Source organism: Nitrospinota bacterium (assembly GCA_035528715.1).
Lineage (GTDB): Bacteria > JADFOP01 > JADFOP01 > DATKYB01 > DATKYB01 > DATKYB01.
The window spans coordinates 14,267-35,534 of sequence record DATKYB010000051.1; the positions used below are offsets into that span (position 1 = coordinate 14,267).

A 21,268-nucleotide genomic window follows, 5' to 3' on the forward strand; every position below is an offset into this window, starting at 1 on the left:
TAATAGGAAGTTCAACCCTCTCTTTTTATTTGAGTTAAAGAGATTTTTGAATAAAGGAGTTAGAATGGGTTTTAGATGTGGGATTATTGGTTTACCAAATGTTGGGAAAACTACTGTGTTTAATGCTCTAGCCAATGCTTCAGCTGATGTGGCCAATTATCCTTTTACCACTATAGATCCTAATGTAGGAAAAGTAAGAGTTCCTGATAAACGCCTCGAATATCTTAAAAAAATATTCACTCCTCCTAAAACTACTTATACAACATTAGAATTTTTTGATATTGCTGGTCTTGTGAAAGGAGCGAGTAAAGGAGAAGGACTTGGCAATCAATTTTTAGGTCATATAAGAGATGTTGATGCGATTGCCCATGTAGTAAAGTGCTTTAAAGAGCCTAATGCGCCATCTGTCAGCAAGGATCTCTCTTCTGAGACAGATATCGAGATAGTAGAAACAGAGTTGATTCTTTCAGATTTATCAACCGTAGAAAAAAATATTGAGAAGAGTAAAGGTAAAATTTTAAGGGGAGATAAAGAGACTAAAGAGGAATATGAGGTCCTTTTATCTGTTAAGGAGGGTTTGGAAAAAGGTTTTAATGTTAGAGATATAGAGCTCTCAGAAGATTCGAAGAAACATCTTGAGAAACTCTGTTTTTTGACGAGTAAACCCTCGTTTTATATAGCAAATTTAGATGACTCTGATATTGGCAAAGATAATATATTATTGAATAAAATCAAGCAATATGCCCAAAAAAGGTCTAAAGAAGTGGTAGAGATTTATGGCAAGCTGGAGTTAGAATTGGGTGAGTTAGAGAACGAGGAAGCTATGGAATACATGAGCACTCTGGGAATTAATCATTTAGGTATAGATGATATTATTAAAGTCGGATATCGGATTTTAAATCTCATAACTTTCTATACTACAGTAGGAAAAGAGTTAAGAGCTTGGACATTGTTAGAGGGTACAAAGGCCGAGAAAGCAGCAGGAAAGATCCATTCTGATATAGAAAAGGGTTTTGTCAAGGCAGAGGTGGTATCTTTTGATAACTTTTCCATGTATGGCTCGATGGCTAATGTAAAAGAAAGGGGTTTGCTTAGAATTGAGGGAAGAAATTATATTATTAGGGATGGAGATATAGTATTTTTTCGATTCAATGTTTAAAAATCCTTGCTTTATGAAGGTGATTGTGATAAAAATTTGAAACTTCTCCTTGCTCTATTTTTTATAATTAGGGCTATAACTCGAAAGGGGGTGATCGACTTGCCTATGTACGAGAGCATCTTTATTTTAAAACCTGATCTTATGGATGAGAATGTAGATGAAGTGGTAAAAAAGATACATAAGATTGTAAAAGATCATTCTGGAAAGATAATGGACAATGAAATATGGGGAAAGAGGCGGATGGCCTATGAGGTTGATAAGGAAAGATATGGGATTTATGCTCTCATCCACTTTGAAGGTGAAGGAAAACTTATTCGCGAATTAGAGAGAAATTACAGGTTAATGGGTGAGGTTATGAAATATATTATCATCCGTCTCAATAAAAGAGAATTAGCTAAATTGGAATCAGATAAAGAAAGAGAAAAAGAAAAAATAAAGAAGTAGGGGGATAATCCATGGCTAATTTAAACAAGATTTTCTTATTAGGTAACTTAACAAGAGATCCTGAACTACGTTATACCCCGAGCGGAACAGCGGTTTCTACGTTTGGGTTAGCTGTTAATAGAAGATATAAGCAGAAAGATGAATGGAAAGATGATGTCTGTTTTATAGATATCGTCTGTTTTGGTAAACAGGCTGAGAATTGTACAGAGTATCTTAACAAAGGAAGTCTTGCCTTTATCGAAGGACGACTTCAGTGGCGGAGTTGGGAAGATGAAAGTGGACAGAAAAGAAGTAAACATGAAGTTGTAGCAAACAATATTCAATTTCTTCCAAAAGGAAAAGAAGGGGGCTTTGAAGAGAATAAAGATGAAAGCGGTGATTTAGTAGAAGACGATATCCCCTTTTAATAAATAAAAAATTACATCTCAGGAGATGACATGAGAGTAAAGGTTCAGAGAAAAAAGAGGCGATTTATAAAAAGAAAGATCTGTAGGTTCTGTGCGGAACATACTGAATTGATTGATTATAAAGACATAAAACAGATAAGAAGTTTAATAACCGAAAGAGGTAAAATTATTCCTAGAAGAATTTCTGGAAATTGTGCTAAGCATCAAAGGCAACTGACCGTTGCGATAAAAAGGGCAAGAAATATAGCTCTGCTTCCTTTTACTGTTGAAAGATCTTAGGATTCCCTTTCCTTATACGGAGATATAGAGGTGAATACAGTTGGAAAGGTTAACCCTGCTTTTGATATATTATTTCCAGCGATTCTTACACTTTTTTTATTTCTCTTTGTATTATATGTCCCAATCATAGGTGCATTAATAAGTCTTTTTTCACCTCTTCCTATTATTTATACCTCCCTACAGAATGGCCAGAAAATAGGTTTTTTTACTTTAGCAATCGTAATTTCTGTCTTGATTATATTAATTGGCATAAGGCATGGTTTGATTTTTTTTGTTGAGTATGGTATTATTGCGATAGTTATTTCTGAGTCCATAAGAAGAGATTTTTCTATTGAAAAGACCATTCTTTTCTGTGTTCTCTTTACTTTAGTAAGTATTCCAATCATTTTATTAATATATTTGTTTATTCAAGGTAAAAATCCCTTTACATTTTTAATAGAACAAATGGAAAACAATATAGATAGTTCCTTGGAAATTTATAAAAATTATAGTATGGGAAAAAGTAAATCCTCAGAGGAATTGAAAGAATCCTTTGAACGTTTAAAAGGGATGTTTATCTATACTTTCCCTGCTCTTATTGTCGTTGGTTCTATAATCTCCAGCCTTCTCAACTATATAATAGCAAGACATCTTTGGATAAAATATATATCTAAACATGCTTCCAATAATAGACCTGTCACCCTCTGGTATCTGCCAGATTATTATGTCTGGTTATTTATAATAGCTGGTTTCATGATTTTTTTACCATTGGATTTCTCTAAAAGAGTTGGTTTAAATCTTTTAATAATCATATCTCTAATATATTTTTTTCAAGGATTAGCTGTAACCATCTTCTTTTTTAGAAAATCGAAGATTCCTAAATTTTTTCAGGGGATTGGTTATCTTTTAATATTCATACAGCCATTGATCGCTATTATCGTAACAGCTATTGGGCTGTTTGATATATGGATAGATTTTAGGAAAGTCAGAAAGGTTAGTCATCATAAAAGTCAAACAAAATTATGACGGAGGAGTATATGAAATTAATTTTAAAGGAAAATATTAAAGATCTTGGCAATGCAGGGGATGTTATTCAGGTATCTGATGGATATGCAAGAAATTATCTTATTCCTAAGGGGTTGGCAAAGCTGGCCACACCTCAAAACATAAAATTGTTGGATCAAGAGTCAAAAGAGAGAAAGAACAAATTAATGAAGGAAAAAAAAGAAGCGGAACTTTTTGCAAAAAGGCTTGAGGAAATTTCGTGTACCATTGTTAAAAAGTCAGGGGAGAAGGATAAGCTTTTTGGATCGGTTACCCCTCAAGATATCCAAGAGGGTTTAAGAAATGAGGGAATTGAAATAGATAAGAAAAAGATTGTCTTAGAAGAGCCAATAAAAACCTTAGGTGTTTATAAAGCGTCAATCCAGGTTCATCCTGAAGTGAATGCTTCATTAAAAGTTTGGGTAGTGAAGGAATAATTTATTATGGGTACTTTTTCTGATAAGGTCCCTCCTCAAAATATAGAGGCTGAACAAGCTGTTTTGGGAGCAATTCTTCAAGACAATGAGGCATTAACGAAATCCATAGAGATTTTGGAAGAGAAAAATTTTTATAAAGAGGCACATAGAAAGATATATTCAGTGATGCTAGACCTCTTTGAGAAAAATGAACCTATAGATCTTTTGACAGTAACAGCAATGTTAAGAAAGAGAAACCAGCTTGAAGGGGTTGGAGGGGCTTCTTATCTTTCAAACCTATTAGAGTCTAGTCCAACATCTGCCAATATTGAATTCCACGCAAAGCTGATAAAAGAAGATGCAATTGTGAGGGATCTAATACGAGTCTCTACTGATATAATCAAACTGAGTTATGAAGATACTGATGATGTAGAGGAACTTTTAGATAAGGCTGAGAAGTCTATATTTGAGATATCAGAAAAAAAGATTCAGCCCAGTTTTTATCACATTAAAGAGATAATAAAAGAGGGCTTTAAAGGATTAGAAAAACTTTTTGATAAAGAGGGGATTATTACCGGTGTGCAAACAGGATTTACTGAGTTTGACCAAAAGACCTCCGGGCTTCAGCCATCTGAACTCATTATTCTTGCTGGAAGACCTAGTATGGGAAAGACAGCCCTTTCTCTAAACATAGCTGCAAATATTGGTGTTAGGGGGGGTAAACCTGTTGCTATCTTTAGTCTTGAGATGTCTAAGGAACAGCTAGCAATACGTATGCTCTGTTCCGAGGCCAGGGTAGACTCTCACAAAATAAGGACAGGATATCTTTCAAAGGAAAACTGGCCAGATCTAACAAGAGCAGCTGGAGACTTATCTGAAGCCCCGATATTGATTGATGATAGCCCTGCATTATCTGTAATGGAGATAAGGGCTAAGTCAAGAAGGCTGCTTTCTGAATACCCTGATCTAGGTATCATCGTCGTAGATTATCTTCAGCTTATAAGAGGAAGAGGAAGAGCTGAGAACAGACAAATGGAGGTTGCAGAGATAACACGTTCCTTGAAGTCCTTGGCAAAAGAATTAAGATTACCTGTGCTTGCCTTGTCTCAGCTCAGCAGGGCCGTTATACAGAGAGGGGGCAGACCCCAATTATCAGATTTAAGGGAATCAGGGTCTATTGAACAGGATAGTGATGTTGTTGTTTTTATTCACAGGGATCAAGAAGAAAAAGAAATGGATCATGAAGATGATCATTCTGGTTATAGTAATATAGCAGAGATTATCATTGGAAAACAACGCAATGGTCCAACAGGAATTATCAAACTTGCCTTTCTTGAGAAATGTACAAGATTTGAAAACTTAACCATGCGAAAAGAGATCGTTTGAGGTTTTCATGCAAAATACCCGTTCCACATTTGTAGAGATTGATTTAGATGCCTTTAAAGAAAATTTATTGAAAGTTAGAGCAAAGGTTGGTTCTGGAATAAAGATTCTCGCGGTTGTCAAGGCTGATGCCTATGGTCACGGTGCCTTTCTGCTCTCAAAGAAGGCATTGGAGGTGGGAGCAGATATGCTCGGTGTTACTATTGTTGAGGAAGGAATAGAGCTAAGAGAAAAGGGGATTGATGCTCCTATACTTGTTATGGGAGGCGCATTAGAGAATCAGGTTAAATATATTATCGATTACAATCTCTCCTTTGTTCTTTTTTCTAGAAGAATTGCAGATCTCTTATCTTCAAAGGCTAAGGAAAAAGGAAAGGTTGTTAAGGTTCATATTAAGATTGATACAGGCATGAGGCGCCTTGGGATTCCTTGTAATGAGGCTGTGGAGTTTATTAAAAGGATACGGGATTTGCAAGGAATAGACATAGAAGGGATTTTGACTCATCTATCATGTGCTGATGAAATAAAAAGCGGCTTTACAGATACTCAGCTATCAAGTTTTAATAAGGTCTTAAAGGAGATAGATTCGATAGGGCTTAAGGTGCCTTTAATTCATGCCGCTAACAGCGCAGCGATTATCAACTATCCAGAGTCATATTTTTCTATGGTTAGGCCTGGAATTATGCTTTATGGTTCCTGCCCAGGAGAGAAAAAAAGGGATATAGAACTAAAACCGGTTATGGCATGGAAAACAAGAATAATTGATATTTCAAAAGTCGGCAAGGGGGAAGGCATAGGTTACGGACAGAGATATTTCACCAAGAGGAAAAGCACGATTGCCACCCTTCCTGTAGGGTATACGGACGGATACAGCCGTCTCCTTTCTAATAAAGGAAAGGTTATTATACATGGGAAGAAAGTCCCTATTGTAGGAACGATCTGCATGGATATGTGTATGGTTGATGTATCGGATATCCCCAATGCTAAGGTAGGGGATGAGGTTGTACTTATGGGAAGACAGGAGAATGAAAAAATAACCGCTGAAGAGATAGCAGATCTCATGAATACTATATCATACGAAGTATTTTGTAAAGTGAGCAAGAGAGTTCCAAGGGTATATAAGGAGAGGAAGGTATATGCTAAGATGGCTTGATTTGTTGGGTGAATCAATCATAAATTTTGTCAACGAGGTGGGAAGAGTTCTTCTTCTTTCATGGACAACACTCACATGGTTATTCAGGCCTCCTCTAAGAGCCAAGCTTACATTTAAACAGATGGAACAGGTAGGAGTAAACTCATTACCTGTAATCTTAATAACAGCAACCTTTACAGGTATGGTCTTAGCACTTCAGAGCTTCGTAGGCTTTAAGAGATTTAATGCAGAAAGTATGGTTGGAACGGTAGTGGCATTATCAATGACTAGGGAATTAGGCCCTGTTCTAACAGGTTTGATAGTGGCCGGAAGGGCTGGTTCTGCTATGGCTGCAGAGCTGGGCACGATGAAGGTAACAGAGCAGATTGATGCCCTTTATACCTTGGCCACAGACCCTGTTAAATATTTGATTGTTCCAAGGTTCATTGCAGGGCTCATCATGCTTCCTCTTCTGACTATTATATGTGATATTACAGGCATATTAGGAGGTTACTTTGTCTCTGTTAATATCCTAGGGGCGAATCCAATCTCGTATATTAGAAGAACCGAGCAGTATCTGGAGTTCAATGATATCTATTCAGGTCTCTTAAAGGCATGTGTCTTTGGAATGATTATTGCTTTAATAGCCTGTTATCAAGGCTTCTATACTAAGGGAGGAGCAGAGGGTGTTGGTAGGGCAACGACAAAGGCGGTGGTTATATCTTCTATGTTGATCCTGATATTCGATTATATCCTAACGGCATTATTATTTTGATACTTAAGGATAACTTATCTATGATTAAGATAATAGACCTTCATAAGTCCTTTGATAGCAATCATGTTTTACGGGGGATTGACCTCGAAATTCATAAAGGGGAAAGCATGGTAATTATCGGAATGAGCGGATCGGGGAAAAGTGTCCTTCTTAAGCATATTATTGGATTATTGAAACCTGATAAGGGAAAGATTATCGTGGACAATGTTGAAGTATCCTCGTTAAACGGGAAGGAGTTAAATGAATTCAGAAAAAAGTTTGGCATGCTCTTTCAAGGGGCTGCCCTCTTTGATTCTTTAACCATAGGAGAAAATGTTGGTTTTCCCCTAAGAGAGCATACAGATTTCTCTGAAAGGGAAATAAGGATTAAGGTAAAGGAAAAATTAGAGATGGTGGGGTTAGAGGATATTGAAGGTCTCTTTCCATCAGAGTTAAGCGGAGGAATGAAAAAGAGAGTAGGGCTTGCCAGGGCTATTGCCATGGAACCAGAGATTTTATTGTATGATGAGCCGACGGCTGAACTTGACCCTATTTTGACCGACTCGATTAATGTTTTGAACATTGAAATGAAGCAAAGGCTAAATATTACCTCTATCACAATCACCCATGATATAACAAGTGCCTATAAGATTGCTGATAGGATTGCCATGCTTCATGAAGGCAAAATCATCACCACGGGAACACCAGATGAGATAAAAGCTTCTGATAATCCTGTGGTCAAACAATTTGTAACAGGGAGTTCTGAAGGACCCATATCTGTAAAGTAATAATGAGGGCGTATAATCTTAAATCATAGGGAGGAATGAGAATGAGACTGTTAACCTCAGAGGCTAAAGTAGGACTGTTTGGACTTTTAGCCTTTTTGATTCTCTTATATATGACAATAACGGTTGGAGAGCTCAGTCTTTTTAAGGAAAAAGGAGATGTCATCATTGCCTATTTTAATAATGTTGCAGGATTGGATAGAAAGTCGATTGTTAGGGTTTCAGGTGTGGAGGTGGGCAAGGTAGAAAGCATTACCCTGGACAAGGGCAAAGCAAGGGTAGCATTGCGGTTTGATAAGAAAGTCATTTTGAGAGAAGACGCTATTGCGTATATCAAGTCAGAGAGCTTTTTGGGTGAAAAGTATGTGGAGGTCAGTCCTGGTTCTCCTGATAAGCCTGTGCTGAAGCCTGGAAGTATAATAAAGGTTGGCGAAGGAGGTGCTGATTTAGATGGATTGATGGAAAAGTTTGATGGAATGGCTGAAGACATAAGGTCAGTTATCAAACCTCTAAAGGAGATATTTGCCTCTGAAGAAGGAAAAGAGGATTTTAAAGGGCTTTTTAAAAATTTGAATTCCGCGGTTAAGAGTCTTAATGAAACTGTTTTTTCTGATAAGGAGAAGTTAAATAGAATCGTAGATAATTTTGATAAGATGTCAGAGGACTTTAGGTTCTTAGGCGAAAATACGGTTCCACGTTTAGATCGTATTGCCAAGAAAATAGAGAGTGGAGAGGGAACCCTTGGGAAATTGGTTAATGACGATACGCTCTACAATGAGGCTAAAAAGACATTGGATAATTTAAGAGAGAGTGTTCCTAAATTAAAGGAGTCATTGGATAATTTTTATGAGATTTCCCAGAAGGTAGGCAAGGGAGAGGGGAGTTTGGCAAAGTTGATCAATGATGAAACCCTTTATAATGAGACCAAAGATGCCATTGAAAATTTAAACACGATTACAAAGAAGATCATCAAAGGAGAAGGGACTATCGGGAAGCTCTATACGGATGATTCCCTGTATGTCGAAGCAAGAAATGCCCTAAAAAAGCTGAATAGAACCGCTGAGGGAATGGAAGAACAAGCACCTGTATCGGTTCTGGGTGTTATGCTCGGTTTTCTCTTTTAATAAAAAAACCTAACAGGAGTCGTGATCATAAGAAATTTTACAACTTTTATATCAAGATATCGTTACTTATCCCTTATTTTTATTCTCTCTTTTTTAACCTTACCCCCTAAGTTATATGGTAACCCCACCAGTGAAGAGCAGGATAATCCGCAAATATATTTAGAGGAAAAAGATGAAAGAAAAATCATTAACCTCTGGCCTTTTATATATTATGACAAGGATAAAAAAAAGAATGCTAAAGAAATAAATCTCTTGGGCCCTTTTTTTACCTATAAAGATAACCCTGATAAGAGAGAGGTTGGTCTTAGCCCATTTTTCTATAAAATTAAAGATAAAGCTGCGGAAAAAGAAGATACAGAGTTCTTATATCCTCTTGGAAAAAATAAAGTAAGGGATGGGGAAAAAGACTTTAGGATTACTCCTTTAATTTCATCGAAAAAGAGAGAGGACGAAAGATTTAATTTTTTACTTCTTTACGGGGGAAAGACAGAAAAAGGAGAGAATTATGGAGGGGTTTTCCCCCTTGCTGGTAACTTAAAGGATAGGTTCGGCAAGGATGACGCCCACTTTTTTTTATGGCCGCTCTATTCGAGATCAACAAAGGGGGATGTAAAAAAGACCAATATCTTGTGGTTTATATTTGAGCATGAAAAGGGAGAAAACCAAAAAGGTCTGCAGTTATGGCCTTTTTTTGGGTATAGAGAAAAAGAGGGTATCTATAGAAAGAATTTTTATCTCTGGCCCTTCTTTTTTTCAGAGGATACAGGTTTAAATACTGAAAGTCCAACAAAGACAAGGATATTTTTTCCTTTTTACAGTTCTATGAAATCCAAAGATCGAACTTCAACAACCATACTCTGGCCGTTCTTTTCCCATACTGTGGATAGAGAGAAAAGATATGAGAATCATAGCTTCTTTCCTATTTTTTCAAAGACAAAGGGGGATGATAGAAAGGGCTTCCGGATTTTTCCTATCTATGGATATAAAGAGAGGAAGGATTACAAAAAATCATTTTTTCTTGCACCCCTATACTGGTCTCAGGAAGAGGATGGGGCAGATTATAAAAGGACAACAAAGAGATTTCTCTTTATTAATAAAGATCAACAGAAGGTCTGGCAGGAAAAGAATAAGAGCAAAAGAGAGGTTCATTTCTGGCCTTTATTCAATTATAAAAGAAAAGAAGATAGTTCAATCAAGTTTTCTCTTCCCTATCTCTTTCCTATTCGAGATGAAGGGATTGAGAGAAACTATCCTTTTTTGACTCTTTACAGATATGAGAAGGATGTTGATGGGTCTTCATCATGGGATCTTTTATGGAAGTTAATGAGCAGAGAAAAATCAAATCAAAATTCTCGTTTTGAGCTTGCTTATATCTTTGATTATTATAAAAATGGCTTAGATAATAATCTTGATCTATCTTTGTTAAAGGGATTGATCAAGTTTAGAAATAATGCCGATAGAAAATCTCTTCATCTCTTTTATCTTCCTTGGGGTTTTAAATGGGGAAGCTCTAGTTCTAACCAAGAATAACTTCTCCTTTCTGGTCAATTTTCATTACTCTTTAAAATCTTATGTTAATAAAGCAAGATAAACTTATGCTTGACAAAGAGGGCTTTGATAATAATAATTGTGTAATTTTATAATGGCTTAAGCGGTGAAAAGAATGATGTTAAAGAGAATGATGATCATTATATTCGGATTCTTCCTTAGTATCTATGGATGTACTCCTCAAAGATTAGCAATAAATGCAGCGGCTTCCCTTATCGATTTTAATCTTATCTCTTTTAATGAAGAAGAGGATCCAGAATTAGCTAAGATAGCAGGTGCCTCAAACCTAAAGCTTCTAGAAGGATTGATTAAGGCCGATCCTTCAAATGAAAGGCTTCTAATCTGGGCTGCACAAGCTTTTGGCGGTTATGCTTTTTTGTTCGTTGAAGACGATGATTCTAAAAGGGCAGAAATGCTTTATAAAAGAGGGGCGGATTACGGGTTGAGGGTATTAAAAAAGAAGGGAGGTTTCAAAAAGGCGCTTAAGGGAGACATTGAAGAATTTAAAAGCTCTTTGAAGGATTTTGATAAGGAGGATATATCCTCCCTTTTTTGGACAACCTATTGCTGGGGGGGATGGATCAATCTGAACAGGGATTCTCCTCAGGCATTGGTAGGTATTCCAAAAGTAAAGCTCTTAATGGAGAGGATCTTAGTGTTAAATGAAGAGTATTATTATGGGAGTCCGCATCTTTTATTGGCAACCTACTACTCAAGCAGACCAAGGATGCTTGGTGGAGACCCTGAAAAGGCAAAGCATCATTTTGAAAGGGCTGTTTCTTTGAGTAAAGGAAAATTTTTAATAAGCTATTTTCTATATGCCAGATTCTATGCGGTTCAGGTGCAAGACGAAGAACTATTTAAGAGATTAATCGATAAAGTATTGGAGACCTCACCCGATATATTACCTGAACAGAGATTATCTAATCAAGTAGCAAAGAGAAAGGCAAAGGGGTCTCTAAGGGATATGGCTCAATATTTTTAGGAGATTGTATTCAAATGAAACTCTTTATAAAGATTGTATTACTCGCTTTATTTCTTATGGCTAATGATACCCTCCATGCATCGCAGTATGAAATCAAATTCTCCACACTAGCCCCTGAGGGATCTACATGGATGAAGGTGATGAGAGAGTTAGATAAGAGTGTTCAGGAGGCCACAAAGGGAAATTTAAAATTTAAGATCTTTCCTGGGGGTGTTTCAGGTGATGAAAAGGATGTTCTACGCAAGATGAGACTGGGACAAGTCCATTCCGCTGCTTTTACCGGTGTGGGTTTGGGTGAGGTCCTCCCTTCAATTCGGGTTCTCGATCTTCCCTTTCTTGTTCGAAGTTATAAAGAGGTCGATTATCTCCGTCAAAAATTATATCCGTTTTTTTATGATTCCTTTGAGAAAAAGGGTTTTGTCCTGCTTGCCTGGGCAGAGGTCGGTTTTGTCTATTTCTATTCCAAGGAAAAGATAGCTTCGATCCAAGACATGAAAAGACTCAAGATGTGGGTGTGGGAAGGAGACCCATTAGCCAGTGAGTTCTTTAAGGCCATTAATGTCAACCCTATTCCTCTCTCTGTTCCTGATGTGCATACATCCTTGCAGACAGGACTCATAGAGGCAGCTTATACCTCTCCCCTCGGTGTGATTGTGCTTCAGTGGTTTACAAAGATAAGATTTATGCTCGATCTTCCTATGACCAATGCTACGGCTGCTATTCTTATAAAAAAGAACACCTTTGATAAACTTCCCAAAGAGATGCAGGATATCCTTAAGCAAAAGACAGAAGAGCATATGAGAAGACTGGTTACTCTTACGAGAAAGGATAATAATCAATCCATTGAGGTTTTAAAAAAGAATAGGATAGAATTGGTGTCCCCTTCAAAGGGTCAAATTGAAGAATACAATCAAGCGGGAAAGAGTGTGAGGGAGATGCTTATAGGTAAGCTTTATAACAGGGAGCTTCTCGAAAAGGTGATTCATAACTTAGAGGAATTTAGAAAGAAGCCCTGAAAAAAATTTAGGGCAGAATTATTTTCCCCATTCAATTTGGCCTTTTTCTTTTTATTATCTAAGGCCCTTTTGGAAATTATCCTTAAATTGTTAAGAGATTATAAATTTATGTTTTTTCAACTTTTCTTGATAAAGAAATTATTTTTATATGCAAATTTTTAAAGATATTGATCAATTTTTGAAAAGGGTTGAGGAGACCATTTTAATATCTTTTGTGATACTTATGGTCTTCTTGGCATTTTTCCAAGTTGTTCTTAGAAATATCTTCTCAGCTGGCATTATCTGGGCAGATATATTTTTAAGGCACCTTGTACTCTGGATCGGTCTTTTGGGCGCGGTTTTGGTAACCAGTGAGCGAAGACATATCAAAATAGATATTTTTTCAAAATTCTTCTCCGAAAAAGCACAACCCAAGATTTATCTAGGCATGGATACCCTTTCCCTCTTTGTTACGATCTTGCTTACAAAGGCCTCCTACACATTTGTAGTATCAGAGAAACTCGGAGGAAGCCTTCTCTTTTTAAATATACCTACATGGGTAATGGAATCAATCATACCGATTGCCTTTGCCCTTATATCTCTTCATTTCTTAATCAGGATATTTGAGGGGATTTATGAAATTGTAAGAAAGGAATCTCGATGACATTTCTTGTTGGATTGATCCTTTTATTGGCTTTGCTTGGTGTCCCCCTTTTTGTTGTGATATCTTCGATTGCTCTCTTGGGATTCTACAGCATCGATATCAATTCAGCTGCTATCATTGTTGAGATGTACAGGATGACCAGTTCCTCCACCCTTATAGCCATTCCCCTCTTTACATTAGCGGGCTATATTATGGCTGAAAGCAATACGCCTCTTCGTCTTGTCAATCTCTCAAAAGCCTTTTTCGGTTGGCTACCTGGCGGGTTGGCTATAGTTACATTAGTAGCATGCGCCTTTTTTACGGCCTTTACTGGGGCTTCTGGTGTTACCATTATTGCTCTAGGCGGTATTCTTTATCCCATACTCCTAAAGGAGAAGTATCCCGAGGGATTTTCTCTTGGGCTTATCACATCATCTGGAGGTTTGGGCCTTCTCTTTCCTCCTAGCCTCCCGATTATCATGTACGGTCTTATCGCTCAAACCAGTATAGATAAACTATTTGTGGCTGGTATCATCCCAGGCCTTATTTTGATAGCTGTTCTTTCTCTTTATAGTGTCAAAAAAGGTTACTCATCAAAGGTGCCGAAGGAACCCTTTTCTTTTGAAAATGCTATAAAATCTGTTAAAGAAGCTGTCTGGGAGATTCCCCTTCCCTTTATTATTCTTATTGGTATTTATGGAGGCTACTTTACGGCAAGTGAGGCTGCTGCAATAACAGCCTTTTATATCCTGATTGTAGAGGTCTTTATATATAAAGACCTCAATCTCTTTAAAGATATCCCGCGCATCACCAAAGAGAGCATGCTGCTTGTTGGTGGTATCCTGATTGTCTTAGGTACAGCCTTGGGTCTCACTAATTTCCTCATTGACCAGCAAATACCGATGAAATTACTAGGTTTTATGAAGACCTATGTAACACATAAGATCGTATTCTTAATCTTATTAAACATTTTTCTCCTTATGGTGGGGTGCCTCATGGATATATTTTCTGCTATCATCGTGGTGGTACCCCTCATCATCCCTATTGCAAAAGACTTTGGAATACATCCTATACATTTAGGCATCATTTTTCTCACCAATTTAGAGATCGGATATTCTACACCTCCTGTGGGCATCAATCTCTTTATCTCCAGTTTTAGATTTAAAGAGCCTGTTTTAAAATTATACGGAGCGACCTTACCCTTTGTTGCCATACGCCTTCCTATCCTTATTCTCATAACATATCTACCTATTTTAAGCTTGAAGTTAGTAGAAATAATCTGGGGGAGTTATTAAAATTATCTTGTTTGTAGGATAACAGTAATGTCACATAATTTTAAAATTATTCATCAAGAAAAATATACAAAAGCGAGGCTTGGCAAGATAACCACACCTCACGGAGAATTTATAACCCCTACCTTTATGCCAGTAGGAACTCAGGCCACAATAAAAACATTGACCCCTGAAGATATAACAAAGTGTAATGCGGATATCATATTAGGCAATTCTTATCATCTCTATTTAAGACCGGGTCATAAAATAATAGAGGAAATGGGAGGGCTCCATAGGTTCATGAATTGGTATGGGCCTATATTGACGGATAGTGGGGGATTTCAAGTATTCAGCTTGGGTTTGCTTAGAAGAGTCTTTTCAAATGGGGTGAGGTTTAAATCCCATATTGATGGAACAGATCATCAATTTTCTCCAAAAAAAAGTATTGAGATTCAAGAAGCTTTGGGTGCTGATATCATAATGGCTTTTGATGAATGTATTCCTTACCCTTCCCTATATGAATATACCCTTGCATCTACAGAATTGACAACAAAATGGGCAAGAAGCTGTAAAAAGGCTTATCGAAATAAAAACCAGTCTCTTTTCGGAATAGTACAGGGGGGAATGTTTAAAGATCTAAGAGAGAGGAGCGCAAAAGACTTAGTATCCCTTGATTTTGATGGGTACGCTATTGGGGGATTGAGTGTTGGAGAGCCTAAGGAGTTAATGTATGAAATGCTGGGGTTTACTTTACCTTTTATTCCTTATGATAAACCTAGATATATTATGGGACTCGGAGAACCTGAAGACATATTGAGAGCGGTTGTTCATGGGGCGGATATGTTTGATTGTGTTATCCCAACAAGAAATGCCAGGAATGGAGGCCTTTTTGCCCATAATGGCAAGATAGCAATAACAAATTCTTGTTATATAAAAGATGATCGTCCAATCGATCCATTATGTGATTGCTATACATGTCAAAATTATTCAAGGGCTTATTTAAGACATCTGTTTATTTCGAGGGAAATTTTAGCCTTAAGATTAAATACCATCCATAATATCTTTTTCTTCACAAGACTGATGGAAAAAACGAGAAAAGCAATAGAGATGGATAAACTATCAGATTTTATTGATAATTTTGAACAGATCAATAATACCAGAAAGATATACCAAAAATAGTTTTTTGTTAAATAGTTGACAATCTCTTGAGAATTTGATATTTTTTCACTTTTAAAATCTTGTTGATAACTAACGAGTTCAGCAAATAAGGGGGTGAGGATATTGTTCATTGATTCAGTTTATGCCATGGGTGGTTCACCACTTCAAGGAGGTGGAAGTACTTTCAGTGCTTTTGTACCTCTTATCTTAATCTTTGTCATATTCTATTTTCTTTTGATCAGGCCACAACAGAAAAAACAGAAAGATCATAGAAGGATGATCGATAGCTTAAAAAAGGGTGATGAAGTCGTAACATCAGGAGGAATTCACGGGAGTATAGCAAAGGTTAAAGACGACATAGTACATCTTGAGGTGTCTGAACAGGTGAAGCTGAGAGTCAGTAGGTCAGCCATAGCCATGATCAAGAAGAAAAGTGAATAGATAAATATTTTATCTTTAAGTTGAGAATTATACCGGTTAACCGTTGTTTTTGATCATTAACTTTATATAATCGGTCGAGTTCTTTATAATTTCTATTACTTAAAAAACAATTTTTTTAGAAGTAGGGAATGGGTATGAAAAGGAATTTGATGTGGAGAATATTACTCATCATTTTTATTCTTGTAATCTCTCTTTGGTCTGCCACGCCTTTAAAAGAAAAGATAAAATTAGGTTTAGATCTCCAAGGTGGTATGCATCTTATTCTGGAGGTAGAGACGGAAAAGGCAGTGGAAAACGCTGTTGAGAGGATAGTGGATAATATAAGAAGTGATCTCAGAAAAGAAAGGATAAGACAGGTAAGTATAAAGAAAGATGAAAAAAACAATATTATTTTTGAACCGATATCTGATCGGGACTTAAAAAAGATTGAGAAGATAATAAAGAGTTATTCTTTAGAGAGAGCATGGGAGGACAAGGAAGGTCATATAGCCTATTCCTTTATGGGTCGAAATGTAAAAAGAATTAAAGAAAATGCAGTTGACCAGGCATTAGAAACGATTCGCAACCGTATTGACCAGTTTGGAGTAGCAGAACCAACACTACAAAGACAGGGGAAGAAGAGGATTCTTATTCAACTTCCTGGGGTGAAAGATCCTGATAGGGCTATAAACTTAATAGGAAAAACAGCATTGTTAGAGTTTAAACTGGTTGATGAAGATCATAGTATAGAGGAGGCTTTAAAAGGAAAAATCCCTCAAGGATATGAAATTTTATATGAAAAAAAGATTGATAAAGTGTCTGGAAAAGTAACACAAAGACCCCATCTCTTAAAAAAGAGGACACTCCTTACAGGAGAATATCTTACCAATGCCGAGGTAAGAATAGATTCACGACAGTTCAATGAACCTTATGTCCTTATAAACTTTGATAAAACAGGGGCTCGTATCTTTAAGAAGATAACAGGTGACAATGTAGGAAAAGGACTTGCTATTATTTTAGATAGAAATGTCTATTCAGCCCCTGTGATTAGAGAAAAAATTCCTGGCGGAAGTGCTCAGATATCTGGTTCTTTTACGATGGAGGAAGCTCATGATCTTGCTATTGTCTTAAGGGCAGGTGCCTTGCCTGCTCCAGTAAAGATTCTGGAAAACAGGACTGTTGGACCATCTCTTGGTAAGGATTCTGTTGAAAAAGGGATAAACTCCATGATATTGGGGGGTATTTTAGTAATAGTTTTTATGTTTATTTATTACAGGTTATCGGGTTTAGTAGCGGACGGAGCGCTCATATTGAATATTTTACTCCTTGTGGGTGCAATAGGATATTTTAGGGCTACCTTGACCCTTCCAGGTATAGCAGGAATTATATTGACAATCGGAATGGCAGTTGATGCCAATGTATTGATATTTGAGAGGATTCGAGAGGAATTAAGGTTAGGAAAAACAGTGAGGGCAGCTGTGGATGGAGGTTTTTCAAAGGCATTTCGAACGATTCTTGATGCAAATGTGACGACACTGATAGCTGCCATTTTCCTCTTTCAATTTGGAACTGGGCCAGTTAAAGGTTTTGCGGTTACCCTTATAATAGGAATAATCGCCAGCATGTTTACAGCTATCTTTGTTTCTAGGGTTGTATTTGATCTTGTTCTCAGCAGAGTAAGGGTGAAAAAGTTAAGCATATAATGACTTTTAGGAGTGAGAAATAGAATAATATGGAAATTATAAAGCCAGGTATCAATATTAATTTTATTAGCAAAAGGAAAACTTTTCTCATTTTATCATCTGCAATCATTATTGTCGGAATCAGCTCATTTTTAATAAAGGGGGGATTTAACTACGGGATTGACTTTGTAGGGGGGACTTTAGTTCAGTTAAGATTTCAAAAAGATATTAAAATAGATGAAATTAGAGAGGGACTTAGAGGTGTAGATTTAGGAGACAGTGTTATCCAACATTTTGGTAATGAAAAGGAAATCTTAATCAGGGTAGAGAAATCAGAATCTGGCCTTGAGGGGATGCAAGGAGATATTAAGAGAGCTCTAGCGGAATCTCCTGATCTAGGAAAATTTGAGGTTGAGAGAACAGAAATGGTTGGTCCCCAGGTTGGAAAGGATTTGAGAAGAAAAGCATTATTAGCTATATCTTATGCCCTTTTAGGGATTGTTTTTTATGTTGCATGGAGATTTGAGTTTAAGTATGCAGTGGCTGCTATTATTGCATTGCTCCATGATGTTTTGTTTACCTTAACTGCCTTTTCATTGACAAATAGAGAGATTAATCTTCCTATTATTGCAGCCCTATTGGCTATCATCGGCTATTCTCTAAACGATACAATAGTTGTCTTTGATCGAATCAGAGAGAACCTAAAGGTTCGAAAGAAAGAGGCCTATGAGGTAACAATTAACAATAGTATTAATGAGACCCTCAGTCGGACATTGTTGACTTCCCTAACGACTCTCATTGTTCTCGTGGTCCTCTTTTTCTTGGGGGGCGAGGTAATCAATAATTTTTCCTTTGCCCTCATCGTAGGGGTAATCGTCGGAACATATTCTTCTATTTTTATTGCCAGCCCCATCTTAGTAATGTGGCGGTCTAAGTCAAAACGTAAAGCTTTATAAAGATTATTTAAACATTTTCTGTATTTCAAGTTTCTCCTTGACAAGAAAAAAAAAAGATGTATATTAATACTTTTTTAAAAATAGAGAATAATTTATTCATCTATAAATGTCTAAAAAAGATTTCTTCATACCCAATAATTTTGGGGGGTTGCCTTTAAAATATTCAAATCATGAAGGTTCAAGAGTACTAATTATTCCCATTCCTTATGAACGAACCGTTTCTTATAGAAAAGGAACAAGAAAGGGTCCTCGAGCCATTATTGAGGCTTCAAAAAATCTTGAGCTTTATGATGAGGAACTCAAGGAGGAAATATATAAAATAGGAATTCATACCTTAAATGAAATAAAACCTCTTTGTGATGATCCAAAGGAGATGATTGAAAAGGTATTTGAAATTATTTCACCAGAGGTAAAGGTGGGGAGATTAGTTATTACTCTGGGGGGTGAACATTCTATTACGATTGCTTCTGTTAAGGCTCATAGAGAAAAATTTAAAAATCTTTCAGTATTACAATTAGATGCTCATGCCGATTTAAGAGATTCCTATTGTGGAACAAAATATAGTCATGCCTCCGTGATAAGAAGAATACTGGATTTTACCCCTGTTACTCAGGTGGGTATAAGAAGCCTTTCTAAAGAGGAGGCAGACTTTGTCAAAAAGAGAAAAAGAGTAGTGTTTTTTGCTAAAGACATCTTTAAAAATAAGACCTTTTTTGAAGAGATTATGTCTTCTCTCTCTGAAGAGGTCTATCTAACTATAGACCTTGATGTCCTTGACCCCTCTATTATGCCTTCTGTGGGGACTCCTGAACCTGGTGGATTCCAGTGGTATGACATATTGAATTTCCTTCACACTCTTTCTCAAAGAAAAAAAATTGTTGGATTCGATGTTGTTGAATTGGCTCCAATATCAGGCAATGTCTCCCCTGATTTTTTAGCAGCAAGACTCATATATAAGTTAATAGGGTACATATTTAAAGGAAATTAGATTTAATCTTTAATTTGGAGAACAAAAATGGTTTCAAGCAAAGAATGGGAGGGACAAAAGAAGGTATTATTAGAAAAGAGGAAATATCTTTTAAAGAAAATATCTGAAAAAAAGTCTACTGAAGATAGTGCCTTAGAACTGGGTCATGGAGATGATTTAGATAAAGCATCGGCTTCAAGAGATTTAGAGATACATTATATGTTAAGCAGTAGAGAAAGAGAAGAGTTAAAGGCAATAGATGAGGCTTTAAGAAAGATAGAAGACAAAGATAAAACGTATGGCATTTGTGACATGTGTAGTAAGAAGATAAGCAAAAAGAGACTGTTGGCTTTACCTTTAACACCCTATTGCAGAGACTGTCAGTCAGAAATGGAAATGGAATCTAAAGAGATATGAGAATTTAACAATCATAAGAATTCGTGTATTACGAATCTTTTTTAAAATCCGCTATTTTATCTTTGAAACAGAAAAGAATTCTTAAGCTTTCCAGGAACAATCTTTCCTAAGATTGTCTTTTTCTTTGCACCAGTTACAAGGGGTAGATTATTTGGAATCCCAGAGATTGTTTCATTAGCAAGAATGCCAAATGCCATAGCCTCGAGTGCATCGGAAGAATAATGATAGTCCTCCATTGTATGAATTGATAGAGGTGCCAACCCCTTTTTTAACCAGGATAGTAAAGTAAGATTTTTAGTTCCTCCACCCCCGAAGATAATTCTCGAGAGATTAAATCTTGGGAGAACAAATAGTTTATAATTTAAAATAATAGAATCTGATGTAAAAGCAGTTACCGTACTTATCAGATCATTATCACTTATATTATACTTCTCTGCAATTTTTAAAATCCTATCAATAAAGTGATTTCCAAATTCTTCTCTACCAGTAGATTTTGGAGGAGGTTTTGTAATATAGGGATGATTCATAAGGATATCAAAAAGCCTTTTGTCAACCTTCCCTTTTGAAGCCCACTCTCCCATTTCATCATATTTTTTATGATTTCTTGTAAGTTTTGAAATAATTCCATCAATAGCCATATTACCTGGTCCTGTATCAAAGGCAATGACTTTGTCAATATCATTATTGTCAGGAATTACAGTAACATTACTTATTCCTCCTATATTATGGACAGCCCTCGTCTCTTTTTTATTCCTAAAAAGGAGGTAGTGTACATAAGGCGTTAAGGGAGCCCCCATTCCTCCAGCAGCAATATCTCTTGGTCGGAAATCAGATACAGTAGTTATTCCTGTCATTTCAGCTATTATAGATGGCTCACCTATCTGAAGAGTTGAGGGTGTTTTTGCATTTTTTTTAGATGATTGATGAGGCATATGATAGATAGTTTGTCCATGAGAACCTATGAGGGCTATATCTCTTTTTTTCATTTTGCTTTTTTTAATAATTTTTAAAGCTGCTCCAGCAAATACCTTCCCTAAAAGGAAATTTAAAGAACAGATTTGGTCTACCCTTGAACTATCTGGAGATGATGCCTTCAGTATCTCCTTTTTTATTTTAGCTGGGTAGGGAAAGGTCTGAAAATCGACTAATTTAACCTTTGAATTTAATCCAAAGCCTTTTATATTTACGATAGCTGCATCGACTCCATCAGCAGAAGTTCCTGAAACAAGGCCAATCACGTTTTTATCATCCATAGTTCTTGACTTTGTATAACGTTTTGTAATATAGTATATTACATAAATTTAGGAAAATATTAACACT

General features: G+C 36.4%; 23 protein-coding genes. 22 read left to right on the forward strand and 1 reads right to left on the reverse strand.

What is annotated here, in order from left to right:
• Nucleotides 1–64 precede the first annotated feature (64 nt).
• The 22 genes from ychF (at nucleotide 65) to VMW81_03880 (ending at nucleotide 19,948) form a co-directional block, all read left to right on the forward strand.
• Complete coding sequence (gene ychF / locus VMW81_03775; protein HUU50058.1) at nucleotides 65–1,159, forward strand: redox-regulated ATPase YchF; 1,095 nt, start codon at nucleotides 65–67, stop codon at nucleotides 1,157–1,159.
• Nucleotides 1,160–1,264: 105 nt separating this feature from the next.
• A complete protein-coding gene (gene rpsF, locus VMW81_03780; GenBank protein ID HUU50059.1) occupies nucleotides 1,265–1,603 on the forward strand; it encodes a 30S ribosomal protein S6 in 339 nt (112 codons plus the stop codon).
• An 11-nt stretch (nucleotides 1,604–1,614) separates the two neighbouring features.
• Nucleotides 1,615–2,010, forward strand: coding sequence for a single-stranded DNA-binding protein (locus VMW81_03785; protein HUU50060.1), 396 nt, complete (start codon nucleotides 1,615–1,617; stop codon nucleotides 2,008–2,010).
• A gap of 30 nt (nucleotides 2,011–2,040) precedes the next feature.
• Nucleotides 2,041–2,289 carry a 30S ribosomal protein S18 gene (rpsR, locus tag VMW81_03790; protein HUU50061.1) on the forward strand — a complete coding sequence of 83 codons (249 nt, stop codon included), beginning with the start codon at nucleotides 2,041–2,043 and terminating at the stop codon, nucleotides 2,287–2,289.
• 30 nt (nucleotides 2,290–2,319) lie between these two features.
• On the forward strand, nucleotides 2,320–3,294 hold the full coding sequence (locus VMW81_03795) for a DUF2232 domain-containing protein (GenBank protein ID HUU50062.1): 975 nt from the start codon (nucleotides 2,320–2,322) through the stop codon (nucleotides 3,292–3,294).
• Between the two features lie 11 nt (nucleotides 3,295–3,305).
• A complete protein-coding gene (gene rplI, locus VMW81_03800) occupies nucleotides 3,306–3,749 on the forward strand; it encodes a 50S ribosomal protein L9 (protein HUU50063.1) in 444 nt (147 codons plus the stop codon).
• A 6-nt stretch (nucleotides 3,750–3,755) separates the two neighbouring features.
• Nucleotides 3,756–5,114 (forward strand): replicative DNA helicase, encoded by a 1,359-nt coding sequence (gene dnaB / locus VMW81_03805; protein HUU50064.1) that lies wholly within the window; start codon nucleotides 3,756–3,758, stop codon nucleotides 5,112–5,114.
• Between the two features lie 7 nt (nucleotides 5,115–5,121).
• Entirely contained in the window at nucleotides 5,122–6,264 is a 1,143-nt protein-coding gene (gene alr / locus VMW81_03810) for an alanine racemase (GenBank protein ID HUU50065.1), read from the forward strand.
• Nucleotides 6,248–7,018 (forward strand): ABC transporter permease, encoded by a 771-nt coding sequence (locus VMW81_03815; GenBank protein ID HUU50066.1) that lies wholly within the window; start codon nucleotides 6,248–6,250, stop codon nucleotides 7,016–7,018. Before alr ends, VMW81_03815 begins: the two co-directional genes overlap by 17 nt.
• Nucleotides 7,019–7,038: 20 nt before the next feature.
• Nucleotides 7,039–7,785, forward strand: a complete 747-nt coding sequence (locus tag VMW81_03820; GenBank protein HUU50067.1) for an ABC transporter ATP-binding protein — start codon at nucleotides 7,039–7,041, stop codon at nucleotides 7,783–7,785.
• A 41-nt stretch (nucleotides 7,786–7,826) separates the two neighbouring features.
• Nucleotides 7,827–8,906: an MlaD family protein gene (locus VMW81_03825; GenBank protein HUU50068.1), complete on the forward strand. Its 1,080-nt coding sequence runs from the start codon at nucleotides 7,827–7,829 to the stop codon at nucleotides 8,904–8,906.
• Nucleotides 8,907–8,927: 21 nt separating this feature from the next.
• Nucleotides 8,928–10,436: a hypothetical protein gene (locus tag VMW81_03830; protein HUU50069.1), complete on the forward strand. Its 1,509-nt coding sequence runs from the start codon at nucleotides 8,928–8,930 to the stop codon at nucleotides 10,434–10,436.
• A gap of 133 nt (nucleotides 10,437–10,569) precedes the next feature.
• Nucleotides 10,570–11,439, forward strand: a complete 870-nt coding sequence (locus VMW81_03835) for a TRAP transporter TatT component family protein (protein ID HUU50070.1) — start codon at nucleotides 10,570–10,572, stop codon at nucleotides 11,437–11,439.
• A 14-nt stretch (nucleotides 11,440–11,453) separates the two neighbouring features.
• Nucleotides 11,454–12,455, forward strand: a complete 1,002-nt coding sequence (gene dctP / locus VMW81_03840) for a TRAP transporter substrate-binding protein DctP (protein HUU50071.1) — start codon at nucleotides 11,454–11,456, stop codon at nucleotides 12,453–12,455.
• Nucleotides 12,456–12,603: 148 nt separating this feature from the next.
• A complete protein-coding gene (locus tag VMW81_03845) occupies nucleotides 12,604–13,098 on the forward strand; it encodes a TRAP transporter small permease (GenBank protein HUU50072.1) in 495 nt (164 codons plus the stop codon).
• On the forward strand, nucleotides 13,095–14,372 hold the full coding sequence (locus tag VMW81_03850; protein HUU50073.1) for a TRAP transporter large permease: 1,278 nt from the start codon (nucleotides 13,095–13,097) through the stop codon (nucleotides 14,370–14,372). Before VMW81_03845 ends, VMW81_03850 begins: the two co-directional genes overlap by 4 nt.
• 27 nt (nucleotides 14,373–14,399) lie before the next feature.
• Nucleotides 14,400–15,527: a tRNA guanosine(34) transglycosylase Tgt gene (gene tgt, locus VMW81_03855; GenBank protein HUU50074.1), complete on the forward strand. Its 1,128-nt coding sequence runs from the start codon at nucleotides 14,400–14,402 to the stop codon at nucleotides 15,525–15,527.
• A gap of 102 nt (nucleotides 15,528–15,629) precedes the next feature.
• Nucleotides 15,630–15,947: a preprotein translocase subunit YajC gene (yajC, locus tag VMW81_03860; GenBank protein HUU50075.1), complete on the forward strand. Its 318-nt coding sequence runs from the start codon at nucleotides 15,630–15,632 to the stop codon at nucleotides 15,945–15,947.
• A gap of 134 nt (nucleotides 15,948–16,081) precedes the next feature.
• On the forward strand, nucleotides 16,082–17,629 hold the full coding sequence (gene secD / locus VMW81_03865; protein HUU50076.1) for a protein translocase subunit SecD: 1,548 nt from the start codon (nucleotides 16,082–16,084) through the stop codon (nucleotides 17,627–17,629).
• Between the two features lie 29 nt (nucleotides 17,630–17,658).
• Nucleotides 17,659–18,564: a protein translocase subunit SecF gene (secF, locus tag VMW81_03870; protein ID HUU50077.1), complete on the forward strand. Its 906-nt coding sequence runs from the start codon at nucleotides 17,659–17,661 to the stop codon at nucleotides 18,562–18,564.
• Between the two features lie 148 nt (nucleotides 18,565–18,712).
• On the forward strand, nucleotides 18,713–19,552 hold the full coding sequence (gene speB / locus VMW81_03875) for an agmatinase (GenBank protein HUU50078.1): 840 nt from the start codon (nucleotides 18,713–18,715) through the stop codon (nucleotides 19,550–19,552).
• Nucleotides 19,553–19,579: 27 nt separating this feature from the next.
• Nucleotides 19,580–19,948 (forward strand): TraR/DksA C4-type zinc finger protein, encoded by a 369-nt coding sequence (locus tag VMW81_03880; protein HUU50079.1) that lies wholly within the window; start codon nucleotides 19,580–19,582, stop codon nucleotides 19,946–19,948.
• Nucleotides 19,949–20,004: 56 nt separating this feature from the next.
• Here VMW81_03880 and anmK read toward each other — a convergent pair whose 3' ends face one another.
• The gene (anmK, locus tag VMW81_03885; protein ID HUU50080.1) at nucleotides 20,005–21,201 is read right to left on the reverse strand and encodes an anhydro-N-acetylmuramic acid kinase AnmK; all 1,197 of its coding nucleotides are present in this window, start codon (nucleotides 21,199–21,201) and stop codon (nucleotides 20,005–20,007) included.
• Nucleotides 21,202–21,268 lie beyond the last annotated feature (67 nt).